Source organism: Cognatundibacterium oligocarboniphilum, from assembly GCF_013377855.1.
In the GTDB taxonomy this organism is placed as follows: Bacteria; Pseudomonadota; Gammaproteobacteria; order Burkholderiales; family Burkholderiaceae_D; genus Undibacterium; species Undibacterium oligocarboniphilum.
In genome coordinates, this window is sequence record NZ_JABXYJ010000003.1 from 403,094 (window position 1) to 429,731 (window position 26,638).

At 53.7% G+C, this 26,638-nt stretch carries 22 protein-coding genes and 1 riboswitch; of the genes, 5 read left to right on the top strand and 17 right to left on the bottom strand.

Going from position 1 to position 26,638, the window contains the following annotated elements; translation table 11 throughout:
• Positions 1-172 precede the first annotated feature (172 nt).
• A complete protein-coding gene (coq7, locus tag HV832_RS07200) occupies positions 173-805 on the top strand; it encodes a 2-polyprenyl-3-methyl-6-methoxy-1,4-benzoquinone monooxygenase (protein ID WP_176802869.1) in 633 nt (210 codons plus the stop codon).
• Positions 806-822: 17 nt separating this feature from the next.
• Here coq7 and HV832_RS07205 read toward each other — a convergent pair whose 3' ends face one another.
• The 11 genes from HV832_RS07205 to HV832_RS07255 all read right to left on the bottom strand — a co-directional run bounded on the left by HV832_RS07205 (position 823) and on the right by HV832_RS07255 (position 14,515).
• Positions 823-2,085, bottom strand: coding sequence for a putative Na+/H+ antiporter (locus HV832_RS07205; protein ID WP_176802870.1), 1,263 nt, complete (start codon positions 2,083-2,085; stop codon positions 823-825).
• A 124-nt stretch (positions 2,086-2,209) separates the two neighbouring features.
• Positions 2,210-4,492, bottom strand: a complete 2,283-nt coding sequence (locus tag HV832_RS07210) for a UvrD-helicase domain-containing protein (RefSeq protein ID WP_176802871.1) — start codon at positions 4,490-4,492, stop codon at positions 2,210-2,212.
• A gap of 79 nt (positions 4,493-4,571) precedes the next feature.
• Entirely contained in the window at positions 4,572-5,282 is a 711-nt protein-coding gene (gene deoD / locus HV832_RS07215) for a purine-nucleoside phosphorylase (protein ID WP_176802872.1), read from the bottom strand.
• A complete protein-coding gene (gene deoA, locus HV832_RS07220; protein WP_176802873.1) occupies positions 5,264-6,649 on the bottom strand; it encodes a thymidine phosphorylase in 1,386 nt (461 codons plus the stop codon). The genes deoD and deoA overlap by 19 nt, the downstream gene beginning before the upstream one ends.
• A gap of 4 nt (positions 6,650-6,653) precedes the next feature.
• Positions 6,654-7,436 (bottom strand): deoxyribose-phosphate aldolase, encoded by a 783-nt coding sequence (gene deoC / locus HV832_RS07225; protein WP_218131973.1) that lies wholly within the window; start codon positions 7,434-7,436, stop codon positions 6,654-6,656.
• A 123-nt stretch (positions 7,437-7,559) separates the two neighbouring features.
• Entirely contained in the window at positions 7,560-8,177 is a 618-nt protein-coding gene (gene thiE, locus HV832_RS07230) for a thiamine phosphate synthase (RefSeq protein WP_223827218.1), read from the bottom strand.
• A gap of 10 nt (positions 8,178-8,187) precedes the next feature.
• Complete coding sequence (thiD, locus tag HV832_RS07235; RefSeq protein ID WP_176802874.1) at positions 8,188-9,039, bottom strand: bifunctional hydroxymethylpyrimidine kinase/phosphomethylpyrimidine kinase; 852 nt, start codon at positions 9,037-9,039, stop codon at positions 8,188-8,190.
• Positions 9,039-9,848 carry a thiazole synthase gene (locus tag HV832_RS07240; RefSeq protein WP_176802875.1) on the bottom strand — a complete coding sequence of 270 codons (810 nt, stop codon included), beginning with the start codon at positions 9,846-9,848 and terminating at the stop codon, positions 9,039-9,041. The genes thiD and HV832_RS07240 overlap by 1 nt, the downstream gene beginning before the upstream one ends.
• A gap of 89 nt (positions 9,849-9,937) precedes the next feature.
• Positions 9,938-10,147, bottom strand: coding sequence for a sulfur carrier protein ThiS (thiS, locus tag HV832_RS07245; protein WP_399310474.1), 210 nt, complete (start codon positions 10,145-10,147; stop codon positions 9,938-9,940).
• Positions 10,148-10,150: 3 nt separating this feature from the next.
• Positions 10,151-12,064 carry a phosphomethylpyrimidine synthase ThiC gene (thiC, locus tag HV832_RS07250; protein ID WP_176802876.1) on the bottom strand — a complete coding sequence of 638 codons (1,914 nt, stop codon included), beginning with the start codon at positions 12,062-12,064 and terminating at the stop codon, positions 10,151-10,153.
• A gap of 78 nt (positions 12,065-12,142) precedes the next feature.
• Positions 12,143-12,246: riboswitch (TPP riboswitch) on the bottom strand.
• 175 nt (positions 12,247-12,421) lie between these two features.
• On the bottom strand, positions 12,422-14,515 hold the full coding sequence (locus HV832_RS07255; RefSeq protein ID WP_176802877.1) for a tetratricopeptide repeat-containing diguanylate cyclase: 2,094 nt from the start codon (positions 14,513-14,515) through the stop codon (positions 12,422-12,424).
• Between the two features lie 237 nt (positions 14,516-14,752).
• On the opposite strand from HV832_RS07255, the gene HV832_RS07260 reads away from it, so the two are divergent.
• The 4 genes from HV832_RS07260 (at position 14,753) to HV832_RS07275 (ending at position 20,707) form a co-directional block, all read left to right on the top strand.
• Positions 14,753-17,638, top strand: coding sequence for a valine--tRNA ligase (locus HV832_RS07260; protein ID WP_176802878.1), 2,886 nt, complete (start codon positions 14,753-14,755; stop codon positions 17,636-17,638).
• Positions 17,639-17,853: 215 nt separating this feature from the next.
• Positions 17,854-18,297: a DUF2147 domain-containing protein gene (locus tag HV832_RS07265; RefSeq protein ID WP_176802879.1), complete on the top strand. Its 444-nt coding sequence runs from the start codon at positions 17,854-17,856 to the stop codon at positions 18,295-18,297.
• A 437-nt stretch (positions 18,298-18,734) separates the two neighbouring features.
• Complete coding sequence (locus tag HV832_RS17470) at positions 18,735-20,342, top strand: methyl-accepting chemotaxis protein (RefSeq protein ID WP_176802880.1); 1,608 nt, start codon at positions 18,735-18,737, stop codon at positions 20,340-20,342.
• 56 nt (positions 20,343-20,398) lie between these two features.
• Complete coding sequence (locus tag HV832_RS07275; protein WP_223827219.1) at positions 20,399-20,707, top strand: HP1242/YdcH family protein; 309 nt, start codon at positions 20,399-20,401, stop codon at positions 20,705-20,707.
• Between the two features lie 252 nt (positions 20,708-20,959).
• Here HV832_RS07275 and HV832_RS07280 read toward each other — a convergent pair whose 3' ends face one another.
• The 6 genes from HV832_RS07280 to HV832_RS07305 all read right to left on the bottom strand — a co-directional run bounded on the left by HV832_RS07280 (position 20,960) and on the right by HV832_RS07305 (position 26,497).
• Entirely contained in the window at positions 20,960-21,763 is an 804-nt protein-coding gene (locus HV832_RS07280; protein ID WP_176802881.1) for a DUF3025 domain-containing protein, read from the bottom strand.
• Between the two features lie 5 nt (positions 21,764-21,768).
• A complete protein-coding gene (gene pyrC / locus HV832_RS07285; protein WP_399310480.1) occupies positions 21,769-22,821 on the bottom strand; it encodes a dihydroorotase in 1,053 nt (350 codons plus the stop codon).
• Positions 22,822-23,068: 247 nt separating this feature from the next.
• Positions 23,069-23,797 (bottom strand): amino acid ABC transporter ATP-binding protein, encoded by a 729-nt coding sequence (locus HV832_RS07290; protein ID WP_176802882.1) that lies wholly within the window; start codon positions 23,795-23,797, stop codon positions 23,069-23,071.
• A gap of 70 nt (positions 23,798-23,867) precedes the next feature.
• Positions 23,868-24,560 (bottom strand): amino acid ABC transporter permease, encoded by a 693-nt coding sequence (locus HV832_RS07295; RefSeq protein WP_176802883.1) that lies wholly within the window; start codon positions 24,558-24,560, stop codon positions 23,868-23,870.
• A gap of 2 nt (positions 24,561-24,562) precedes the next feature.
• Positions 24,563-25,315 carry an amino acid ABC transporter permease gene (locus HV832_RS07300; RefSeq protein ID WP_176802884.1) on the bottom strand — a complete coding sequence of 251 codons (753 nt, stop codon included), beginning with the start codon at positions 25,313-25,315 and terminating at the stop codon, positions 24,563-24,565.
• Positions 25,316-25,549: 234 nt separating this feature from the next.
• Positions 25,550-26,497, bottom strand: coding sequence for a transporter substrate-binding domain-containing protein (locus HV832_RS07305; protein WP_176802885.1), 948 nt, complete (start codon positions 26,495-26,497; stop codon positions 25,550-25,552).
• Positions 26,498-26,638: the final 141 nt, after the last annotated feature.

A 26,638-nucleotide genomic window follows, 5' to 3' on the forward strand; every position in this document is an offset into this window, starting at 1 on the left:
CGACCGTATTTAAGCAAATTATATGTGGTGCGATCACAACATACTGTTTCTTTAAATTGGCAATCATGGTCCCGTGATAAACCTGCTCCAAAACAACATGGCCGCAGTAAAACAGCAAACCGGGAGAGATGTTTTACAATGACGAGTACTTTTCAATCTGACAGGATTTTGTATGGCATTCCCTTTACCTGACCGCGCAATCCTGACTTTTGACCGTGCTTTGCGCACAGTCACGGCTCAGGCGCGCAGCTCTCGTCCTTACCCGGCAGCAGAGAGCGGCGTTGACCAACTGGACGAGCAACAAAAGCAACACAGCGCAGGACTGATGCGGGTCAATCATGTCGGCGAAATCTGCGCCCAGGCACTGTACGATGCGCAAAGCGCCTTTTCCCGCAGTACGGAAGTTGAGCGGCAGCTGCAACATTCGTGCATTGAAGAAGAAGATCATCTGGCCTGGACCGCAACACGGTTGCAGGAATTAAATTCACATGCCAGCCTCTTAAATCCGCTGTGGTATGCCGGGGCTTATTGCTGCGGCGTCGTTGCAGCAAAATGTGGCGATGCTGTCAGTCTCGGCTTTGTGGTCGAAACAGAACGGCAGGTAGAAGCCCATCTTGCAGGCCATCTGCAGCAATTGCCGGAGCAGGATCAGCGTTCACGCCTCATTGTGGAGCAGATGCGGCAAGATGAAATCGAACATGGCGCCGCAGCGCAGGCTTTGGGTGCGCGCGAAATGCCGGCACCGGTCAGATGGCTGATGAAAGGTATGGCCAGAGTCATGACCTCAACAGCTTATTTTATTTAAGGTTTCATTTAAAAAAGTTACATAAAATAAAAGAAGGTGGCGGCAATGCCGGTTGGTATCAGCGCTGCTGCAAACAAGCCCGCGGGATTGATTACCTGTCCATCAAAATGGTCTTTCAGGATGGAAAAACCTGCGGGATTCGGCGCATTTGCAATCACCGTCAAACCACCGCCCGCGACGGCACCAGATACCAGGGCATATTTCGCACTATCAGATAAGCCTGATACCAGCGACCCCAGATAAGTCAGCGCAGCATTATCCGTGACGGCGGTCAACGCTGCCGCCCCCACAAATAAAATCGCATTATCCATTCCTGCCAGCACTGGCTGCAGCCACCATTGCTGCTGGCCGCCAAGCACAACCAATCCTGCCAGAAAAAACGCCACCAGCAACCCCTCTCTGAGCATCAGCCTGCTTTGATATTGGTTATAGGCTTCGGTAAATCCAAGGAAGAACAGAAACAGTCCGAAAAACACGACAGGGTAATGGGCAAACCAGACGGTGGCGCTCAAAAATAAAAAATGCACCAAGATCACCGGCCAGGGAATACGCACGCCGGCAACGGACTGCTCGTTATCTGCCAGCGCACTGAGTTCACGACGGAAAGCGACCGTCAGAAGTAAAGCATTCAGCACCACGGCACAAGCAGCCTTCCAGCCAAATACCTGCAGCATGAATGCGCTGTTCCACCCCCATTTTTCCGCCACCATCAGTACCGGAGGCGCGGCAAATGACGTCAGCACGCCACCGACAGACACATTCACAAACAGGACGCCCAGCGTCATGTATTTCATCTTTTCAGAGATCGGCCGGGAATAAAACTGGTCGCGCAACATCAGCGCTGCCAGGGTCATGGCGGCAGGTTCCGTAATCAATGAGCCGGTCAGCGGAATCAAAGACAGGCACAAAAAATAGCCTGCAAGGTGCGTATTAAACGGCAGGCTGCGCGCCAGCCGTAAAACCAGTTGCTGCACCGACCACAACACAGGGCGGGTACCGGCAATGACCAGAATCACGAATACAAACAAAGGCTCGGTAAAATTCCGGGATTCCAGATAATGCACAGCCTGTTTCTGATCTGTCATCAGCGCCATCACACAAACCAGCACCAGTGACCAGAAGCCGAATACCACCTCCACCTCGCCCACTAAATGCCATAATCCGGCATGATGCCGGCTGTGATGCGCCCGCCGTAAAAAGTAAGCGCTTGAAAAAGTATGCAGCACTGCCAGCGCAAAAATACCTGCCGCCGTCACCGGCAATAAGGATGCCGTTATCATGTTATCTCCTGAAAGCAGATGCCGGGCGGAATCTGACTGCTTGTTATCCGCACGACATAGTTGAGTTTTTGAATGCTGCGCCTTTCAGTTTTTCAGCCACTGCCACTGACGCATCTGTCCACGCTCAAATCTTGTCGAGCTTCGCAATACTCAGATCCAGCAGCTTCATGCCGAATTGTCCAAAATTGATATGAGCACGCGCACTGCTGCCGCTGCCTTCAATATTGACAATGACACCTTCGCCAAATTTTGCATGCAAGACATTTTGCCCGATACGCCAGCCATGACTGTCCTGCGCTTTGCTCATGCCCTGTGCGAGCCGGTTCGCTTCTGCTGCGGGAGCCTCGTCCCAGGCGGATTTTTTATTCCCGAACCAGCTCGGCTGGATTTTCGGCGACAACCATTTCAGGGACTCGTCCGGCAATTCATCCAGAAAACGGGAACGCATGTTGTACCGCGTCTGCCCATGCAACATACGGGTCTGCGAGAAGCTCAGGTACAAACGCTGGCGCGCGCGCGTAATCGCTACATACATCAGCCTGCGCTCTTCTTCCACGCCGGATGCTTCCTGCATACTGTTCTCATGCGGGAATAATCCTTCTTCCAGGCCGGTGATAAACACGGCATCAAACTCCAGCCCTTTGGCGGAATGCACCGTCATCAATTGCAGGGCATCCTGCCCCGCCTGCGCCTGATTGTCGCCGGCCTCCAGCGACGCATGCGACAGAAAAGCCGACAGCGGAGACATCACCGCCGGCAAGGCCGCATCGGCATCGATCACCGTCACGCCATCTGCTGCGGCCGGCAATGCAGCAGCGCTGGCAGGGCCGGCCAGCGCCGGCGCTTCGCGGCTGAATCCCTCTTCGGAAACAAAAAGCGTCGCCGCACTGACCAGCTGTTCCAGGTTTTCAATCCGGTCAGCACCTTCTTTTTCAGTCTGGTAATGCGTCAGCAGGGTACTCAGATCCAGCACCACCTGCACCATTTCCGGTAAGGGCAAATTCTGCGTTTCAAAACGCGCGGACTCAATCAGCCGGACAAAATTCGCCAGCGATGACCCCGCTTTCCCTCCCACATGCGGCACGGCGGCATACAGTGAAATACCATGCTGTCTGGCGGCATCCTGCAATTGCTCCATGGAGCGGGCGCCGATGCCGCGTGCCGGAAAATTCACAACCCGCAAAAACGCAGAATCATTATGCGGATTATCCATCAGCTGCAGATAGGCGATGGCATGCTTGATTTCGGCGCGCTCAAAAAAGCGCTGCCCGCCATAAACGCGGTAAGGAATACCGGCGGTGAACAAGGCATGCTCGATGACGCGCGACTGGGCATTGGAGCGGTACAGGATCGCAATCTCACTGCGCAGGCTGCCTTCACGGATCAGGTTTTTCGCTTCGTCGATGATCCAGTTGGCCTCCTGAATGTCGCTGCTGGCTTCCATGATGCGTACAGGCTCGCCATGTCCGGCATCGGTGCGCAGATTTTTACCAAGACGTTTGCTGTTATTGGCGATCAGCACGTTGGCGCTGTCGAGAATATGTCCGTGAGAGCGGTAATTCTGCTCCAGCTTAATCAGATTCCGCACCTGGAATTCGCGTTCAAAAGCAGACATATTACCGACGTTGGCTCCGCGAAATGCGTAGATACTCTGATCGTCGTCACCGACTGCGAATACGGCCGCCGATTCCTGCTTTCCTGCACCGGCCATCAGTTTCAGCCATTGGTACTGCAGATCATTGGTATCCTGAAACTCATCCACCAGAATATGCCGGAAACGCGCCTGATAATGTTCGCGCAAAGGCTGGTTACGGCTCAGCAATTCAAAGGTACGCAACAACAGCTCGGCAAAATCCACCACACCTTCCCGCTGGCACTGGGCATCATACAGATCGTACAGTGCAACCATCTTGCGGTTGAAATCATCGTGAGCCTCCACCTGCGCAGCTCTCAGCCCCTGATCTTTGGCGCTGTTGATGAAATACATCAGTGTTCTTGGCGGGAATTTTTCATCATCAATATTATTTGCTTTCAACAAACGCTTAATGAAAGACAACTGATCGCCGGAGTCCAGGATCTGGAAGGTCTGCGGCAATCCGGCGTCGCGGTGATGCGCGCGCAGCAAGCGGTTGCAAAGACCGTGGAAAGTACCGATCCACATACCGCGCGTATTGATCGGCAACAGCGCTGATAAGCGCGTCAGCATTTCCTTCGCCGCCTTGTTGGTAAACGTCACGGCCAGAATCCCGCCGGGAGAAACCTGCCCGGTCTGTATCAGCCAGGCAATCCGGGTGGTCAGGACGCGCGTCTTGCCGGAACCGGCACCTGCCAGAATCAGCGCGGATTGAGAAGGAAGCGTGACAGCCGCCAGTTGTTCAGGATTGAGGTTGTGAAGTAAATTTTGCATCCCGCGATTATACGGGACTCTACGGTAGTGTCAGGCGATATGAGACTCAACAGCGCTGATGCCGCGACCTCATCGGGGCTCAGATTCCAAGTACGGCAGTCAGGGCAATTTCCATCATGCGCCCGAAGCTGTCCTGCCGCTCTGCTGCCGTCAGGCTGGCGCCAGTACGAATCTGGTCAGCAACGGTCAGCAGCGTTAACGCACTGGCCCCGTATTCAGCCGCCAGCCCGTATAAACCGGCGGCCTCCATCTCTACCGCCAGTATCCGCATCTTTTCCATCTTCTCCAGCATTTCCGGCTGGGCCGAGTAAAACAGATCGGCAGAAAACACATTGCCGACATGCACCGGATAATTCAGCCGCCGGGCGGTATCGCAGGCCTGCGCCAGCAGTGCATAATCGGCAATCGCTGCAAAATCATGGCCCAGAAAGCGCATGCGGTTGACCTTGCTGTCCGTACCAGCCCCCTGAGCGATCACGATGTCCTGTAATTGCAGATGCGGTGCAATCGCGCCGCAGGAACCAACCCGGATCAGGGTACGGGCGCCATACTCGCGGATCAGCTCGGTGGCGTAAATACTCAGGGAAGGAATGCCCATGCCATGTGCCATCACCGAAATTCTGCGGCCGCGGTAATAGCCTGTATAACCATACATATTGCGGATATCCGTCACCAGCTTTGCCTGCTCCAGCCAGTTATCGGCAATCATGCGGGCACGCAGCGGATCACCGGGCATCAGCACGATATCTGAAAAATCACCCGGAGATGCCGCTATATGTGGGGTTGCCATGTTTTACTTTCATGAGGATGTCCGGCCTGCAGACAAGCCAGTATCTGCTGTGGGGCAAAGGGTTGTACATCGGCCAGCTGGAATGCCTCGCGCACAGCGATGGCCGCGCGCTGATAAGCGCCTTCGTCCCGGGCATGAACGATGGCGAGCGGCGTTTCGCTGGTGACCGGCTGCGTCAGCTCGGCCAGATGGCTGAGACCAACCCGCAAATCAGGCACCGCATCCGGCTGTGCGCGGCCACCGCCCAGCCTGACAACCGTCCATCCCAGTGCCCGGGTGTCGATCTGCTCGACATAGCGCAGCTCTCCCGGCGGGATTGCCGCATACACAGGACGCACGCAATCAGCGGCTGGTAAATAGTTTTGAAAATGGCTGATGAAGTCAGACGGGCCACCCAGTGCGGCACACATTTGTCCAAATTTTTCCGCCGCCCGCCCTGATTGCAATACATCCTGCAACATCTGCCCGGCCTGTGCCGGATCGTCTGCCAGACCACTGATCTGCAACAATTCGGCTCCCAGTGCGAGCACGACCTGATGCAGGCGCGGCGGACATTGATCCTGACGCAGATAATGCATGGCCTGCACCAGCTCCAGTGCATTTCCCGCGGCACTGGACAAAGGCTGATTCATGTCGGTCAGCAATGCCGAACAGGTCATGTTCATACCGGCAGCCACTTCCCGTATCCAGCAACCAAGCTGGGTGGCGCGGGTCAGGTCAGGGCTGACTGCGCCATTGCCCAGCTTGATGTCCATGACCAGATAGTCAATCCCTGCCGCTTTTTTCTTGGACAAGATAGAGGCGGTAATCAGCGAAATGGAGTCAATCGTTGCCGTCACATCCCGCACTGCGTACAGACGCCGGTCAGCCGGTGCCAGCGTTTCCGTCTGGCCAACGATCGCCAAGCCACACTGACGGATCACCTGCTGCAGTTTTTGAATATCCGGCGTGATGCAGTAACCCGGAATCGCTTCCAGCTTATCCAGCGTGCCGCCGGTATGCCCCAGCCTTCTGCCGGTAATCATCGGCACCACTGCGCCACAGGCAGCCAGCATCGGCGCCAGCACCAGCGATACCAGATCACCGACGCCGCCAGTCGAATGCTTATCCACCACCGGCCCGGGCAACGCCATGCCGGACCAATCCAGCATGGTTCCCGAAGCGGCCATGGCATTGGTCAGATGCACACATTCCTGCCGGTTCAGACCGGAGAGCCAGCTCGCCATCGCAAAAGCGCCCAGCTGACAATCAGACCAGCTGCCATCACAGATACCCTGCACAGCACTGGCAATCTGCGTTGCGCTAAGAATGTCGCCATCGCGCTTGGCAGCAATCACTTCCTGCGGAAGAAAGGCTCTGGCAGGCATTTTGTCAGTAGGAAGAAGACGGGGTATGGTGTGTGTCTGCCAGCGCTGCGCTGACATCCGCCAGCAAACCGGAAGCGCCAAAGCGCACATGCGAAGGCGTCACCCAGGACGGCCCCATGATACGGTCGGTCAACGCCAGATAGACTGCCGCATCCTCCAGCGTGCGGATGCCTCCTGCGGCCTTGAAACCACATTGACCACCCTGCTCGGCAATCACCTGCAACATGATCTCTGCCGCTGCAGCAGTGGCATTGACCGTCACTTTTCCGGTCGATGTTTTAATGAAATCAGCGCCAGCCTGAATCGCAATTTCGCTCGCCTGCCGGATCAGCGCAGGCGACTGCAGGACGCCTGTTTCCAGAATTACCTTCAGAACTCTGTCGCCACAAACCTGTTTACAGGCGCGCACCAGGCGCTCTCCGGTTAAGGCATCGCCGGCCATCAGCGCGCGGTAGGGGAACACCACATCCACTTCATCCGCTCCGTGCATGACAGCAGTCTGCGTTTCAGCGATAACGGCTGCCACTTCATGGATGCCATCCGGAAAATTACAAACCGTTGCAATCCGCACTGCATCAGCATGTTCGTGAGATAGCTGCTTGCGTGCCAGACCGATAAAACGGGAATAAATACACAAAGCCGCCACATACATCTGACCGGTCTGCACCTGCCCGCACAAGTTGACAATACGTTCCGGCGTATCATCTTCATTCAGGCTGGTCAGATCAATCAGCGACACAACCCGCCCTGCCAACGCACGGCGATCATTCATCATGGTGGCATCCATACCAGCTCCCGGTCAAACAAACAGAATGCTGATTCTATTAGTGCCAGCCTTTGCCCGCCGGTCTTTTTCCCGGTTTATTGCTACATATCAAAGTGGTTTCCGCACACCAATATTTCCGGGAGATTAAAACAACATGGCAAACTGGCGTGCCGCCTGTTGCGGATCAGGCGCCTGATACACGCTGCTGATGGCTGCCACCATCTGCGCTCCTTCCTGCACCAGCGGCACTGCGTTTGTCGCTGTCATGCCGCCGATCACCACTTTTGGCAAATGCATCTGCGCGGTAGCTTCCGACAGCAGCGTGACCGGCGTCGTCACCGGATAACGCTTGACCCGGGAAGGATAAAATCCGCCGAATGCCACATAGCTGGCACCATCTGCCTGCGCCGCCAGCGCCAGCGCCAGGTCGCCATAACAAGATGCTCCGACGATCTTATCCGGCCCCAGCGTGCGCCGCGCCTGCGCCACCCCGGCATCAGTCGCCCCGACATGCACACCGTCGGCGTCAAGCTCCTGACACAGTGCCAGATGATCGTTAATCACAAAAGGGCAAGCATATTGCCGGCACAGCTGCTGCAAAGCGACCGCCTGTTCCCACTGCAAAGCAGCCGGCGCTGTTTTATGCCGGTACTGCAGCAACCGGACGCCGCCCCGCAGCGCCTGTTCCGTCACCTGTAATAACTGCGCCGTATCATCCCAATCCGGGGTTACCAGATACAGACCTGTCAAACTGGAAGTCATAGATATCCTTTCAAGTGTCACGCATGTTGAGTGTGACTTTATCGTCCGCCAGGCACGCGGATGCCGGACTGCGTTGCGGAATCCGCTGTCCCGCGGCAATGCGATAAGCCTGCGCCAGACACGACTGTGTGTATTCCTGCGCCAGGGTCAGGGCGTGCTCCATGCTTTGCCCGCATGCCAGCTGGCCTGCGATCGCCGCCGCCAGCGTGCAGCCGCTGCCGTGAAATTCACCGGACAAACGCGGCCACTGCCATGTCTGCGGCATTTCCCAATGTCCATGCCGGTACCAGTGGTTGATGACCTCTTGCTCAGTACCATGCCCGCCTTTCAACAGAATATCCGCCGATACCTGCTGCATCAGTTCTTCGATTTGCGCCGTCCTGTCTGCCGCAGAGGAAGACAAGCGCTGCAGTTCAGGTAAATTCGGCGTCAGCAGTGTCGCCACTTTCAGCAGAGGCTGTATCGCTACAACGGCATCCTCCAGCGACAGACTGTCCCCCTTGCCGCTGCCGAGCACGGTGTCCACCACCACCGGTAAATCCGGCTGTTGTAATTGCATTTTCTGGATCAGGCTCGCCAGCGCCATCGCATTCTTGGTATGTGCGACGATACCCACCTTGACCGCACTGACCGGGATTTTTGCCATCAGCGTCATCGCCTGCTGCAGAATGATTTGCGCATCCACCGCATGCACCGCATAGGCATGATCGTTGTCCTGCACGGTTAAGGCGGTGATGACCGGTAAGGCATGGGCGCCCTGTGCGGCGATGGCTTCGATGTCAGCCTGAATACCCGCACCGCCGCTGGGATCATGTCCGGCAAACACCAGCACACAAGGACGTTGCGGGATCGTCGTTGCCATCAGACGATACGCCCTGCCATTGGTGAAGATGGCGACGCAGCAAACTTACGCGGCATACGTCCTGCTAAAAATGCCTCGCGCCCCGCCGCTACCGCCAACCCCATCGCGCGCGCCATGCGCACCGGGTCTTTGGCACCGGCAATTGCGGTATTCATCAGTACGCCATCGCAGCCGAGCTCCATCGCAATCGCAGCATCGGACGCCGTACCAACACCGGCGTCGACCAGCACCGGCACCCTGGACTGTTCGATAATCAGCGACAGATTCCACGGATTCAGTATGCCCATACCGGAACCAATTAACGACGCCAGCGGCATCACTGCAACGCAGCCGATGTCTTCCAGCATACGCGCCTGTATCGGATCGTCGCTGCAATACACCATCACGTCAAAACCATCCTGCACCAATGTTTTCGCAGCTTTCAGGGTTTCCGGCATATTCGGGAACAAGGTTTTTTCATCGCCCAGCACTTCGAGTTTGCACAGCTTATGACCACCTAATAATTCGCGTCCGAGCTGCAAAGTATAGACAGCATCTTCAGCGTTATAGCAGCCGGCTGAATTCGGCAGAATGGTGTATTTCGACGGCGGTACCACATCGAGCAAACTCGGCGCATTCGGGTCCTGGCCGATATTCACACGACGAATCGCCACGGTGATGATTTCCGCTCCGGCCGCTTCAGTCGCAAATCTGGTTTGTTCTAAATCTTTATATTTTCCACTGCCAACCAACAAGCGTGAACGGTAGGTTTTACCGGCAATAGTCAGGCCGCTATCTACGCTTGTTGTTGCGCTTATTTCTGTTTGCATGTTCCAATCCTTTTCTGTTTTTCTGCATTGGCCTGTGAACACATACCAAAACACAGGTCAAAACACAGGCCAATACGGCGCACGTCACATCAGCCGCCGCCAATGGCGCGCACCACATCGACTTTGTCACCCGCGTGCAAAGCATGTTCTGCCCAGCGTGAACGTGGAATAATTTCCCGGTTCACCGCGACCGCAATCGCTTTATCTGACAACTTCAGCTCTGCAATCAACTCAGTCAGCCTCTGTGCCGGACTGAGCTGATGTGGCTCTCCGTTTAACTGGATTTCCATCGTCATCATCGCTTACTGTTTTTTATAAATTTCAGCACCGGATTTGATGAATTCCACCGCCTTGACTTCCATCCCTTTTTTCAACGCATCGATCTCGCTGATACCCTGATTCGCGGCGTAATCACGGACTTCCTGAGTGATTTTCATGGAGCAAAAATGTGGACCGCACATCGAGCAGAAATGCGCGACTTTGGCAGAATCTTTCGGCAGCGTTTCATCGTGGAATTCACGTGCTTTATCCGGGTCAAGACCGATGTTGAACTGATCTTCCCAACGGAATTCAAAACGTGCTTTCGACAAAGCGTTGTCGCGGATTTGTGCACCCGGATGACCTTTCGCCAGATCGGCAGCATGCGCGGCAATTTTGTAGGTGATGATGCCGTCTTTGACGTCCACTTTATTCGGCAAACCCAGATGTTCTTTCGGTGTGACGTAGCACAGCATGGCGGTGCCATACCAGCCGATTTGCGCTGCGCCAATGCCGGAAGTGATGTGGTCGTAACCTGGCGCGATATCGGTCGTCAATGGTCCCAGCGTGTAGAACGGTGCTTCGTGGCACTGTTCGAGTTGCAGGTCCATATTTTCTTTGATCAGGTGCATAGGTACATGACCCGGTCCTTCGATCATCACTTGCACATCATGCTTCCAGGCGATTTGTGTCAGTTCGCCCAGCGTTTTCAATTCACCGAGTTGCGCCTCATCATTGGCGTCGTAAATCGAACCTGGACGCAAACCGTCTCCGAGACTGAATGACACATCATAGGCTTTCATGATCTCGCAGATGTCTTCGAAATGCTCGTACAGGAAGCTTTCTTTATGATGCGCCAAACACCATTTCGCCATAATGGAGCCGCCGCGCGACACGATGCCTGTCATGCGTTTCGCTGTCAGCGGCACATATTGCAGACGCACGCCGGCGTGGATCGTGAAGTAGTCAACGCCCTGCTCGGCTTGCTCAATCAGCGTGTCGCGGAAAATCTCCCAGGTCAGGTCTTCCGCTTTGCCATTCACTTTTTCTAATGCCTGATAAATCGGCACGGTGCCGATCGGTACGGGCGAATTGCGGATGATCCATTCGCGTGTTTCGTGGATGTGCTTTCCGGTCGAGAGATCCATCACATTGTCGCCGCCCCAGCGTATCGCCCAGGTCATTTTTTCGACTTCTTCACCAATGGATGAAGTCACGGCAGAGTTACCGATATTCGCGTTAATTTTCACCAAAAAATTACGCCCTATGATCATCGGTTCGACTTCTGGATGATTGATGTTCGCTGGAATAATCGCACGGCCACGGGCGATTTCGGAACGTACGAATTCTGGTGTGATCTCGTTCGGAATCGACGCACCGAAAGACTGTCCCGGATGCTGGCGTCCCATCAGATCAGCCAGCTTGTTGCCCATAGTGCCGGACGCTTTTAATTGTTCCAGATATTCTTTGCGTTGCAGGTTTTCGCGAATCGCGATGTATTCCATTTCCGGCGTGATGATGCCTTGCCGCGCATAGTGCATCTGCGTCACATTTTTGCCCGCCAGCGCGCGGCGTGGTTTGCGTTTCAGGTTAAAACGCAGCTCCGCCAGTTTGGGGTCATTCAGCCGTGCTATGCCATATTCAGACGTCGGGCCAGCCAGTTCTTCGGTATCGTTTCTCTCGGCAATCCAGTTTCCGCGTACCGATGCCAGGCCGGAACGGATATCGATGTTGACATCAGGATCAGTGTAAGGACCGGAAGTGTCATAGACATAAATCGGTGGATTTTTTTCCGAACCGAACATGGCGGGCGTATCAGACTGGCTGATTTCGCGCATCGGCACGCGAATATCGGGGCGGCTTCCCTGTACATAGATTTTGCGGGAATTCGGCAGCGGCTGTATCGCGGCCTCATCGACTGTCGCGGTGGCGGACAGAAATTGTGGGTTGGCATTCATTTTGGCTCCTTTGCATATTGGCAGGAGCCAGCAAAGGAGTTTGTAAAGATGGTTGCCGTATCGCGGTGGGCGGTGTGACAGTGTCTTTAGCAGCTTCCCTTCGCTGGCATTATCCAGATCAGGTTCGAGGGTATTTCTCACCCGTCATCGCACAAGTGCGGACAGGACCCCTAGCATTATTTTCCACCGTCAGGCAAGCATTCTGCCGGGNTCGAGGGTATTTCTCACCCGTCATCGCACAAGTGCGGACAGGACCCCTAGCATTATTTTCCACCGTCAGGCAAGCATTCTGCCGGGTGATGGAATGTCATCATTATAGCGGTTTAATTAGAAAATTCCGGAAAAACTGTATCGGACTCAATGCGATTGCGGCATTTTGTCAAACGCCACTTCCAGCTTGGGTGGGCCGGAAACTTCGATCAGCTCCACCATGCCGTTGGCAATTGCGGCTGCCAGATCGGCTTCAAGAACAGGCAATGCCAGGTCTGCCGATACCCGCAAGTGCGAGACGCCATAAGCGCGGTTACGGCCATTCGCCTTGCCCAGATACAGGGCCATGTCTGCGATCTGCAGCACTTTTTCCCAACCGAACACTGATTCCGGTACGTCGGAAAATGGGAGCGAAATAAAACCTGCCGTCATCGTGACCTGGATTTCTTTTTCACCAGCCAGTATCGGCTCTCCGCCAACCGTGTGCAGCAAACGTTCGACCAGGCCAGCTGTCTGGGCAGGATGTGATTTGGGGGAAAACACCAGAAATTCCTCGCCGCCCCAGCGCAGCACCATGTCGGTATCCCGCACCGCTTTGCGCAGGCGGTGCGCTACTTCCATCAGCACTGCATCACCGGCAGCATGCCCCAGTCCATCATTAATCTGTTTAAAGTGGTCAATATCCAGCAAAATCAGGCAATCCGGGCTGTTTTCCTGCACATCGCGCCGTTCGGCTTCTGCCTGTGCCAGCCGCATTTTCATCATATCCAGGAAAGAGCGGCGGTTATACAAGCCGGTCAATGGATCGCGCACCGCGTGGAATTCCAGTTGGGTATTAGCTTCACGCAACTGCTGATTGATCCGTTTGACCCGGCGGGACAACAACAAAAGAAACAATCCGACCAATACTGTGACGATTGCGCCCAGTATTGTGACCAGCTGTTGCAGGCGATGGTTGCGGATATCCGCATCCTTCAGATCATTTTCCTTTGCCAGCAACTCAATCTGCTTTTGGCGCTGCTCGGCATGGAATTGCTCTTGCAATACAGCAACGGCCTTGGCACGATCCGAGCGGAATAGTTCATGGCTGAGTTTCTGCTGGTGACGTACGGTTTGCAAGGCTTCCCTGTATAAGCCGGCATGTTCATACATCGCAGCCAGCTCACCCAGCACGGATTCGGCATCGGTTTTCTGGTCAGAATCCAGAAAATATTGCACCACCTCATTAATCAGCTCAACGCCCTGGGCAATTTTCCCCTGGCCTGCCAGCGCAAACCCCAGGTTCACGCGGGCAATAGCGATTGACTGCTTATCCTTCAGCGCTTCAGCCTTCTGCAACCCCTGTCTGGCATAATTTTCTGCCTGCCGGTACTGGTTCATAATCAGGTAATGATCACTGATATTGATCAGGCTGGTCACGGCCATCGTGGGCAATCCCGCTTCACCCGCCAGTTTCAGGGCGCGTTTATAGGCTTCGACTGCTTCCTGATTTCTCTGCATTGCCGACAAGGCAATTCCCTGGCTGATGCTCAACGAAGCCTGGGTTTTCGGTGAATGCGACAAGGGCGACAAGGAAAAGGCTTCATCAATCGTTGCCAGCGCCTTTTCCGGATCTTTCATATTGGTATACAACTTGGCGATGGCATCGAGCTTGTACAGACGGCTTTCGACTTTGCGCGTAGTCAGTTCATCGGTCAGCCGCAATGCTTCGAGATAATGCTGCAATGAAGCTTCAAAATTGCCGGTAATATAATAGACCGATCCCAACGCGCTTTCCAAGCGCGTGCGGACTTCTGCGCTGGCATTGCTGTGTAGTGCTGTCCGGATCTGCAGTAAATTTTTCAACGCATCGTCAGGTTTGCCATCATCGATCAGTGCGTAGCATTCCATGATGCGGGCAATTGCTACCCCATCCAGATCGCGCTCAGATTCCGCCAGTTTTTTTAATTCGGCAATGCTGTCGAGTGCAGACTGTATCCGCCCTGCATCGTAATACAGGCTGACCATCGCTTTGAGTGTCTCAAGACGCACCTTGGGCGAAGTGGCGGCCGTCTGCTTTTGCTTCAGCGACTCCAGGCGTTTTAAGGCTTCCGTATTATCGCTGTCGGACAGTTTTCGAATGCTGAAAACCTGTTCAAGATCCGCCTTTTCGTCTGCTTGTGCAGGAAATGCCGATAGCAACAGCCCGAACACGCCGCAAACATACAAAGATGTCAGAGTCCACGTCCTGAGGTTCGTCATCGATATCAATATGCAACGAAAAGTAAGTAAATGTGAGTTTCCATCGTAACACTTTATCGCCACAGAAAAGCATTTTTGGCGCAAAAGTCGAAATTTACGAAAAGCAAGTAGCAAAACTTCCACAGAGAACTTCTGATAAGCACGGACAAAAGCCAGAGGAAATCCAGTGTTAGCGTCATATCCTGTGGCGCTGTCATTTATAATCAAAGGTTTAGCACACTCAACTTTCAGATAATCATGGAATTAGCGAAGTCTTTCGAACCGGCAGAAATCGAACAACAATGGCGCTCCGAGTGGGAGAAACGCGGCTACTTCGCGGCCAGTATGGATGATGGCAAACCTTCCTTCTCTATCCAGTTACCGCCACCGAATGTGACCGGTACGCTGCATATGGGCCACGCGTTCAACCAGACCATCATGGACGGCCTGACGCGTTACTATCGTATGCGTGGCTACAACACTGCCTGGATACCTGGTACCGATCACGCCGGTATCGCGACACAGATCGTGGTGGAGCGCCAGCTCGACGCACAAAAAATTTCGCGCCATGATCTCGGTCGTGAAAAATTCCTTGAAAAAGTCTGGGAGTGGAAAGAAAAATCCGGCTCCACGATTACTGGCCAGATGCGCCGCATGGGCGCATCCGCCGACTGGGACCGTGAATATTTCACGATGGATGCAGAGCGCTCCAAATCGGTCACCGAAGTCTTCGTGCGTCTGGTTGAGCAAGGTCTGATCTATCGCGGCAAACGTCTGGTCAACTGGGATCCGGTACTGGGTACAGCGGTCTCCGATCTGGAAGTGATATCCGAGGAAGAAGACGGCTCGATGTGGTACATACGCTATCCATTGGCGGATAATTCGAGCTATCAATTTCCGATCGCATTTGATGAAGCGGGCAATGCGACCGAATGGGAAGAGCGTAATTTCTTAGTTGTCGCCACAACCCGTCCAGAAACCTTGCTGGGTGACGTTGCCGTCGCTATTGATCCAACCGATGAACGTTATATCCATCTGGTCGGGAAGATGTTGAAACTGCCGCTGACCGAGCGCGAAATCCCGGTGATTGCCGACAGCTATGTCGACAAAGAATTCGGTACCGGTTGCGTGAAAATCACGCCAGCGCATGACTTCAACGATTACGCCGTTGGTCAGCGCCACAATCTCGACAAAATCAGCATCCTGACACTGGATGCAAAGATCAATGACAACGCGCCGGCGGTGTATCAGGGCATGGATCGTTTTGTAGCACGTAAGCAAATCGTGGCAGATCTGGATGCACAGGACTTACTCGAATCCGTTAAACCGCACAAACTCATGGTGCCGCGTGGCGACCGTACGAACGTTGTGATTGAACCGATGCTGACCGATCAGTGGTTCATGGCGATGAGCAAACCTGCACCGGAAGGCACGCATTTCCCGGGCAAATCGATTGCCGAAGTTGCACTCGAAAAAGTCGCGAGCGGCGAAATCAGATTCGTACCAGAAAACTGGACCAATACCTACAACCAGTGGCTCAATAACATCCAGGACTGGTGCATCTCGCGTCAACTCTGGTGGGGACATCAGATTCCGGCCTGGTATGGCGACAACGGTGAAATTTTTGTCGCCCGTAATGAGGCTGATGCCAAAGCCAAAGCCACTGCCGCCGGCTATACCGGTGCACTGAAGCGCGATGACGACGTGCTCGACACCTGGTTTTCTTCTGCACTGGTACCGTTCTCGACCATGGGCTGGCCGGAAGAAACACCGGACATCGAACACTTCCTCCCGTCCTCCGTGCTGGTCACTGGTTTCGACATCATTTTCTTCTGGGTAGCACGCATGGTCATGATGACCACGCACTTCACCGGCAAGGTACCGTTCAACACCGTGTATGTGCATGGTCTGGTGCGCGATTCCAGCGGCCAGAAAATGTCCAAATCGAAAGGGAATACACTCGACCCTATCGACCTGATCGACGGTATCAGCGTTGATGATCTGGTTGCCAAACGCACAGTCGGCCTGATGAATCCTAAGCAGGCAACAGCGATTGAAAAAGCCACCCGCAAGGAATTTGCTGACGGTATTCCGGCGTATGGCACCGATGCATTGCGCTTCACGATGGCGAGCTATGCTTCACTCGGTCGTAATATCAACTTCGATCTGGGTCGCTGTGAAGGTTACCGGAATTTCTGCAACAAACTGTGGAACGCGACCCGCTTCGTACTGATGAATACCGAGGGCAAAGATTGCGGTTTCGGTGCCGACGTGACCGACGCCGATCTCGATTATTCGCAAGCCGACAAATGGATCATCTCGACGCTGCAACGTGCTGAAGCAGAAATCGAAAAAGGTTTTGCCGACTACCGTTTCGATAACATCGCTTCCGCGATTTACAAATTCGTCTGGGATGAATATTGCGACTGGTATCTGGAAGTCGCCAAAGTGCAGGTACAGCAAGGTACGGAAGCACAACAGCGTGCCACCCGCCGCACCTTACTGCGCGTACTGGAAGCAATTTTGCGATTGGCGCATCCCGTTATTCCATTTGTGACAGAAGCGCTGTGGCAAACCGTGGCACCGCTGGCAGGAAAACAACTCAATCCGGCAGGCGATTCCATCATGGTGCAGCCATATCCGATGTTTAATGCAGCCAATGTGAATGAAGCTGCCGAAACATGGATGCATGCACTGAAAGCCATGACCGACGCTTGCCGCAATCTGCGCGGTGAAATGCAATTGTCACCGGCACTGCGAGTGCCTCTGCTGTTGCAAGCAGCAAATGCAGAAGACAGGGCGCGTCTGCAATCTTTTGCACCGTATCTGCAGGCATTAGCCAAGCTGTCTGAAGTGCAGGTGCTGGATGCCTTACCGGAATCACCCGCACCGGTCTCCATCGTTGGTGAATCAAAACTGATGCTGAAAGTCGAGATCGATGTTGCTGCCGAACGCGAACGTCTGGGTAAAGAAATCACGCGTCTGGAAACAGAAATCGGCAAGGCGGAAGCCAAGCTCGGCAATGAAAGCTTTGTCGCGCGTGCGCCAGCTGCGGTGGTAGCGCAAGAGAAAGAAAGAATGGCGAATTTCTCTGCCACACTGGCGAAATTACGCGAACAATTCGCCAAGTTGCCCGCGGCATAAAACCAGTACATGAAAATCGTCCCGATACAGATCGTGGTGCCGGGGCGCTTCTGGATATGGTCAATTTATCAGCATCAATGTTAAAGTAATTGCTCTAAAATTAATGTGCGTCATGCCAACTGTGGCACGTACAATCTTCGACGGCAAAAAATGCTTTTCATGCCGGCACCGCAGGGAAAACGGTCCGGATAAAATAAATTAACATTGGTGAGGCCATGAAAAAATTCCAGCTTTTTGCATTACTCCTGTCCTTTTCATTATCGTCCTTCGCGCATGCGGATGAGTCCCCGGTCGGACTCTGGAAAAATATTGACGATAAATCCGGCAAACCGAGAGCGCTGATCCGCATCACGGAAACTGGAGGTGAATATCAGGGGAAAATTGAAAAACTATTCCTTGAGCCCGAGGCCGATAAAAACCCGAAGTGCGACAAGTGCGAAGGCGTGAATAAAGACCAACCTATCGTCGGCATGACAATTCTGTTTGGTCTGAAAAAAGATGGCGATGAATACAATGGCGGTAAAATCCTTGATCCGGGCAATGGCAAGCTATATAGCAGTAAACTGACCCTGATCGACAGCAATAAGAAACTCAATGTGCGCGGCTACATCGGCACTCCGTTTCTGGGACGCAGCCAGATCTGGTTGCGTGAACAATAAACCCGCCGGCAACTACGTTTCCACCACCCCGCAAAGGAAGCCATGCGCTTCCTTTTTTATTGCTCTGACCTGTACAACCAGACAATCCGGGCCGGCGCAAATCATGCCCTGTGATTAAACAATCTCCCGGATTGATTGAAAAATGGAAAATTAAATCAATTCTGAAATCCGTTTAATAAAATTATCTATCTCTTTTTACTGAAAACCAGAACAAATAACAGTGGTATTTTTGAGAAAAATGATTCCACAGGCAAATTTCTGCACTAAGATTAAACACCCCAGCCCGATGCGGTCATCCGAATCCGTCGCAGCTATTCTGGCGGATATGATTTTAGTACCGACTCAAGATTGTCCTGGCTAAGCGGAGCGCCGCAGGCAGTGTACCCGCGGTGCCGGTACGGTTTTGCATGCCCTGTATTTAAGAAAAGAGACTGACCATGAACTACCTGACTAATCTCAAGATTCGCACCCGCCTGATGCTGGGCTTTGGCATTGTGTTGCTATTTGCAACGGTCTTGCTGATTCTCGGTTTATACAAAATGAATCAGCTACAGGGCTCAACCGATTATATTTTTCAGAATAAGGTCGCCAGCCTGGATGCTGCCACCGAGATGCGCGAGCAGGGACGTGCATTGGCGCTGGTGCTGAGAAAAATGAGTTCTCCGCGTGATCTGGCCGAGGCTGAGCTGGAATCAAAGCATCTGGCAACCACACTGGCGCTGTATGACAAATCCGAAATGCTGGCAAAAAAGCTCATCGATGATGCAGCGGGTCAGAAGACTCTGAAGCAGGCACTGGATCAAAAGACAGCTATCCTGACGATCTCTAAAAAAATCCGCGATTTCGTCGCTGAAGGTAATTATTTCGACGCCTCCGCCATGCTGCAAACAGAGTTTGTGGCGCCGCATGAAAAATGGATGAACGAATTATCTGAACTGGCAAAGCAGCAGCATGAAGCCATGCAGATCACTTACGACGCCTCCAACAGCAATTACAAAAAATCCCTGACCAGCATGCTGATCATCGGTATGCTGACGTTAGCACTGGGCGGTGTCGCTGCCTTCCTGATCGCCCGCAGTATTATCGGTCCGATTAAGAACGCAGCTGAATTTGCCGATCGTATCGCTAACAGCGATCTCAGCACCAGCATGGATGCGGAGGGGCGGGATGAACTCGGTGACTTGCTGCGTTCGCTGCTGCAAATGCAAAACAATCTGCTGGCAACCGTGACCCAGATCAAGCAGGGAACCGAAACCATTACCGTCGCTTCCCAAGAAATTGCGCATGGCAATGCGGATCTGTCCAGTCGTACTGAATCGCAAGCCGGTTCGCTGGAAGAAACTGCCAGCTCCATGGAGGAACTGACCAGCACAGTCAGGCAAAATGCCGACAATGCGCGTCAGGCCAATCAGCTGGTGGTGTCTGCCACGCAGGTCGCTGTGCGGGGCGGGAATGTGGTGAAAGAAGTCGTAGCCACCATGGGATCGATTAAAGGCAGTTCCAAAAAGATTGTCGATATCATCAGCGTGATTGACGGCATTGCCTTCCAGACCAATATTCTGGCACTGAATGCCGCCGTAGAGGCAGCGCGCGCCGGAGAACAGGGACGCGGCTTTGCCGTGGTCGCATCCGAGGTCCGCAATCTGGCGCAACGCAGCGCCACGGCAGCCAAAGAAATCAAACAGCTGATCGACGACTCGGTGAGCAAGGTCGATCAGGGGGGCGTGCTGGTCGACAATGCGGGTCAAACCATGGATGAGATCGTCAAAAGCGTGCAGCACGTGGCGGACATCATGAGCGAAATCACGGCCGCCAGCATGGAGCAGAGTTCCGGCATTGAGCAGGTGAATCTGGCGATTACCCAGATGGATGAAATGACCCAGCAAAATGCGGCGCTGGTGGAACAGGCCGCTGCCGCTGCAGAAAGCATGGAAGAACAAGCGTTGGCCTTAGCGCAGGCAGTCAGCATCTTCACGCTGCCGGCAACACACCGCAGCACAGTGCATCCGGCCAGCCAGCAAAGCTTGCGGCTGAACGGACAGTAAGCGGCTGGCAGGATGTGTTGGAGATGGTCGAATAATTGATCTATATCACGTTATCAATGGGTGAAACGAATACCATCAGTACAGGCAGACGTTTTCATTTTTTAACTGGAGCAGACATGCAAGTAGATCATCATCCTTTAGCACTGGAATTTCCTGAATTTAAAGATAAAATCCATGCTCTGAAATTGCAGGATGCGCACTTCGCCAAATTATTCGGTGAATATGATGAAGCGGACAAGGCGATCAACCGCGCAGAAAATGGGGTGGAGCATATGGCGGATACCGCATTGGAAAATCTCAAGAAATTGCGTATCAATCTCAAGGATCAGTTATTCCAACTGCTGCAAAATACAGCACAGGCTTAATGTCCATGCCATAACATGACTGGCTGCGGGGCGGCTGACTGCCCCGCCCTGCCGGTGATGTCATTCACTCCTGCATCAGCCGATTTTCTGCTTCAAATTCTCTTTCGCATCCCACAAAAAATCCGGCTGGCACAAACACTGTCGTCAAAGCAATGAACGGCTTGAATACGTCACGCGGCTGACGATGGCGGCGCTTTCTGCACGGCATATCAGATAGCGGACGCAGGCTGAGGGCATCGAAGCCGGGTGGTATCAGGTAGTGCTGCGGCGCGGGCGAAATACCTGTTGATCGGCATAAAATGCGCTGTCCTGCTGCGGCCACCAGCCGGGAATACCCAACACAGGCAAAGGCGAGTAAGCGGCTGTCGTCAACGGTGCTTCCTGCAATTGCAGGCTGACAGCATGGTCGATATAGTCTTGCTTTTCTGTCGCCGACAATGTTGCGTATGTAGCAGGAACCCGCAGCAGCCAGGTGTGCGCCGTGATGGCTTTGTAGGGGTGCACCAGTTTTTCCATCAATGCATGGCCAAAGCTCCACACTTCGGCGATTTGCGCAAACTGCTCCCGCTGCACTAAAAATGCCTGCTGCCAGGCATGGGATTGCAAAGCCTGCACCAGCACATCGCCTGCGGCGGTATCCTGCACTGCCAGCACGGCGGCATTTTCATCGAAAATCGTGGCGGCGTCGCGCGCCGGACCGCGTGACTTACCGATACCAAGCGCCGCGATCTGGGCTGACTGCAATGCGTTAAGCTGGCGTTTAATCCGGGGAAAAGTCAGCCAGACCAAAGCGTTAAAAAAATCATGCAGATTTTCCCGGGTCGGCACCTCGCCACTGGCACTGATATGCGCTTCGTAGGCGACGCCTCCGGACAAGGCTTCCTGTGGAATGAAACGCAGCGGCAGTCCGCGGTGATTGTGCAGCGCCAGCATAGCTGCCTGCCGGTTCAGCGCATCACGCCAGGAATCTGCCTCCAGCAAAGACGCCGCAGCAGCCCGCACTGGTTGAAACCAGGGCTGAGTCCAGGTGATGTGATCAAAAAATCGCCCGTTCATGCTGCTTAGGCCGCCAGCATTTTCCAGTGCAGAGTTTCACCGCCATTTAATGGCACGATCGTGCTGTCGGCAAACGGTAATTCGGCGGGCAAAGTCCAGGCTTCGCGCTTGAGCGTGACCGTGCCGGTGTTACGTGGCAAGCGGTAAAAATCCGGGCCGTTGAAGCTGGCAAACGCTTCCAGCTTATCCAGTGCCTGCGCCTGATCGAAGGCTTCGGCATAGAGTTCCATGGCATGCAGCGCGGTGTAGCAACCGGCGCAGCCACAGGCGTGTTCTTTCAACCCTTTCGGATGCGGCGCGGAATCGGTGCCGAGGAAGAAACGAGGGCTGCCGGAAGTAGCCGCCTTCAGCAACGCCTGGCGGTGCGTTTCACGCTTCAGGACGGGTAAGCAATAGTAATGCGGGCGGATGCCGCCTTTAAAAATCTCGTTGCGGTTGTACAGCAGATGATGCGCGGTGATGGTTGCTGCCACCGGGCCGGAAGCCTCAGCGACATACGCAGCGGCTTCGCTGGTGGTGATGTGTTCAAACACCACGCGCAGTTCCGGCATATCTTTGCGCAGCGGCTGCATCACACGCTCAATGAAGACCGCTTCGCGGTCAAACAGATCGATTGCAGCATCCGTCACTTCGCCGTGCACCAGGAACGGCAGCCCGACTTCCTGCATGGCTTCCAGCGTCTTGTAGCATTTTTTCAGATCAGTCACGCCGGCATCGGAATTGGTGGTCGCCCCTGCCGGATACAGTTTGACGGCATGCACAAAACCACTGTCTTTGGCTCGGCGGATTTCATCCGGCGGCGTATTGTCGGTCAGGTACAGAGTCATCAGCGGTTCAAACTGCATACCTGCCGGTAAAGCGGCGAGGATGCGCTGGCGATAGGCAGCGGCCTGCTCCGTTGTCGTCACGGGTGGCTTCAGGTTAGGCATCACGATCGCGCGCGCAAATTGTGCTGCCGTATGCGGCAGAACGCTGGACAAAGCAGCGCCATCGCGCAGATGCAAATGCCAGTCATCGGGGCGGGTGATGGTCAGGGAAGAAATCGGGGACATACGCATAGTTACTTTCAAGGTCAAATACCGGATAGTTGATATTTTACCTTTGCCCGTACACTGCTGAAAGAATAAAAATATACTCCCCTGGAGTATATTTAAAGCCCCATTATTTTATCTGGGCTTCAAGACAGATTTTTAATCTATTCATGGGAGTATCTGCATCTGATACGCAGCAGAATAACCCGGCACAAAGCAAAACTGCCCGCCGGCGAACCCGGCAGGCAGTTTGGAATACACAGTCCGATCAGGATCAGTGCGTAATGATCTTGGCGAGAAAATCCCGCGCCCGGTCTGAGCGGGCATTGGTGAAGAACTCATCCTTGGCGCAGTCTTCCACAATCAAGCCTTTGTCCATGAACACGATGCGGTTGGCAACTTTTTTGGCGAATCCCATTTCATGCGTGACCACCATCATGGTCATCCCTTCCTGCGCCAGCCCGACCATGACATCGAGCACTTCGTTAATCATTTCCGGGTCAAGCGCAGACGTCGGCTCGTCGAACAGCATCGCAATCGGGTCCATCGACAAGGCGCGGGCGATGGCGACACGCTGTTGCTGGCCGCCGGAGAGTTGTCCGGGGAATTTGTCTTTATGCGCCAGCAGACCAACGCGATCCAGATATTTCAGGCCGCGCTCGGCCGCCTCTTCTTCGGAACGACCCAGTACCTTGACCTGACCCAAAGTCAGATTCTGGCGAATCGACAGATGCGGAAACAACTCAAAGTTCTGGAACACCATGCCGATACGGGCGCGCAGCTTGGACAAATTAGTTTTTGGATCACCGACCGACACTCCCTCCACGGTGATCTCACCTTTCTGGAACGGCTCCAGACCATTGACGGTTTTAATCAGGGTGGACTTACCCGAACCCGACGGACCGCACACCACGACCACTTCACCTTTAGCGACTTCGGTGGTGCAATCGGTCAGCACCTGAAACTGACCATACCATTTACTGACATTATTAATTTTGATCATATGAATCTCCCAAATCCTGTAGCAAATATCAGCGCAGCCGGCGCATCCGTGGCGCCGGTCCCGCGCCTGTTTAGCGGATAATCGCGACTTTCTGCTGCAATTTCTTCACCAGGCTGGACAAGCCAAAGCACATGATGAAATAAACAATCGCGACAAATGAATACATCTCGACCAGACGGCCATCGCGCTGCGCCACTTTGGATGCCGCGCCGACAAAATCGGTGATCGACAAGACATAAACCAGCGAAACGTCCTGAAACAAAACAATCGTCTGCGTCAGCAGCACCGGCAGCATGTTACGGAATGCCTGCGGTAAGACGATATAACCCATGGTCTGCCAGTAATTCATCCCGATCGCATAACCGGCCCAGATCTGTCCGCGCGGGATCGACTGAATACCCGAACGCATGATCTCGCAGTAATACGCTGCCTCAAACATGATGAAGGTAATCAGCGAAGATGACAGTGCGCCGATCTGCATCGGCTCGCTTGCGCCGGTCAGCCAGGCACCGATGTAAGGCATCAGAAAATAAAACCAGAAAATCACCATCACCAGCGGAATCGAACGCATGATATTCACATACGTCGTCGCCACCAGGGAAATTAGCTTATTGCTGGACAAACGCATCATCGCCAGCAGCGTGCCGAGAACCGTGCCGCCGACCATCGATATGAAAGTCAGCTTCAGCGTAAAGGCCATTCCGGTGGTAAACAGATAGACCCAGGAACGCTGGATCACATCAAAATCGAAATTCGAAAACATGATTATTGCCCCCCTGTCTTGGCAGAGCCAGAAGTGATGAAACCAGGAACAGCCAGGAATTTTTCCAGCAGATTCGCCAGCACAATCGCGATCACCGAGACAGCCAGATAAATCAGTGTCGCTGCGGTGAAGGCTTCAAATACCTGAAAGGAAAATTCCTGCATGGAACGTGCGCTGGCAGTCAATTCCATCAGACCAATGGTCAGTGCCACCGAACTGTTCTTGATAATCGCCGCCACCTCGTTGGTCAGTGATGGAATAATGATACGGAACGCCATCGGCAGCAGCACATAGCGATATGTCTGCGGCAGCGTCAACCCCAGCGCGGTTCCTGCCATGCGCTGGCCGCGCGGTAGCGCATTGATCCCCGTCGAAACCTGTACTGCAACACGTGCCGAAGTAAAGAAACCGAGGCTCAGCACGGCGGTGATAAACGGTGCGTTTGGCAATGCCTTGAGCCAGTTGCCCATGTCTGCTGGCACCAGTTCCGGCATCACGAAATACCATAAGAACATTTGTACCAGCAACGGAATATTGCGGAACAGTTCCACATAGCCGTTAGCGAATTTAACAGCCCATTTATTTGGTGTGGTGCGAATGGTGCCGATCACAGCGCCCAGTACCAGCGCGATGATCCACGCCAGCGCCGCTGTTGCCAGCGTCCACCACATACCGGCAATCAGAGAATCCATATAGGTGCCTGCGCCATCCGGTGCAGTCTCCCAGAAAATATTCCAATTCCAGTTGTAATTCATCTTACTTCCCCTCAAACAAAGTGGATCATCTTGGTTATGCGGAACGCTCACCGGTTGTCGGGATGATGCACGGTGTGGCTATTCTGTGGTTTATCAGAAAAATCTGGTAGGAACCCGATTCCGGTTATGCCAGAAAGGTCATGCCAGTCATCAGCCTTTTACCGTTCCAAATTAAAACGGGAGGCGAGTATCACCCCCCGTTGATGATTTCACTACAATCTCAACAAACTGCGTTTACTTTTTCTTTTTCAGAACCGCTTTCTGCGCTTCCGGAACAACGGCATAAGCAGCCGGATCACCGGAATCAGTCGGCTTGGCCATCACTGCCTTGAGTTGCTCGGAAACAGGCCAGTTCAGTGAAATACCTTTAGGTGGAATTGGCTGCATGAACCACTTGTGATAAATGCGGTTGATGTCGCCGGAAGTCAGCACATTACCAATCGCGGTATCGACCACCTTCTTGAATGCAGCATCATCCTTACGCAGCATGATGCCGTATGGCTCGACCGACAGTGCTTCCTTGCTGATCTCATATTCGCCTGGATTCTTCGAGTTCGCAGCCAGCGATGCCATCAGGATATCGTCCATCACGAACGCCACTGCACGGCCGGTCTCCACCATCAGGAAGGCTTCTGCGTGATCCTTGGCAGGCAAAATGTTCATGCCCAGATTCTGGTCTGCATTCAGTGTGGTCAGCTGCTTCAGGTTGGCAGTACCGGAAGTGGATACAACAGACTTGCCCTTCAGATCAGCCAGCGTTTTGATGTTGGATGATTTTTTCGCCAGGATACGGTTTGCAGTCACGAAAGTGGTCGGTGCAAAGGAAACCTGCTTCTGACGCTCTGCGTTATTCGTCGTGGAACCGCACTCCAGATCGATCGTGCCGTTTGCCATCAGAGGAATACGGGTCGCCGAAGTGACCGGATTGAGCTTCACATTCAGGCTGCTCATGCCCAGCTGACGCTGTACAGCACTGACGATTTTCATGCACAGATCAATTGAATACCCTTGATAGGACTGTTTATCGTCCAGATAAGAGAAGGGAATGGACGAATCGCGTACACCCAGAGTGATCGTGCCGGTTTCCTTGATTTTTTTGAGTGTGCCTGTTTCCTGCGCCTGCGCTGCACCTGCGATCAGGCCTGCACTCATCATCAATACCAGAACTTTTAACAGTTTCATACTATCTATCTCCTCAAATTAATCCAAAAAAGATCGCACTGCGCGAGTGTATCAAAACCCTCAGAGCACTGATCTTTATTTTTCACTTCAATGATACGTATAAATACGTAAAACGCCGTCTATTTGCAGCAAGCACTTATT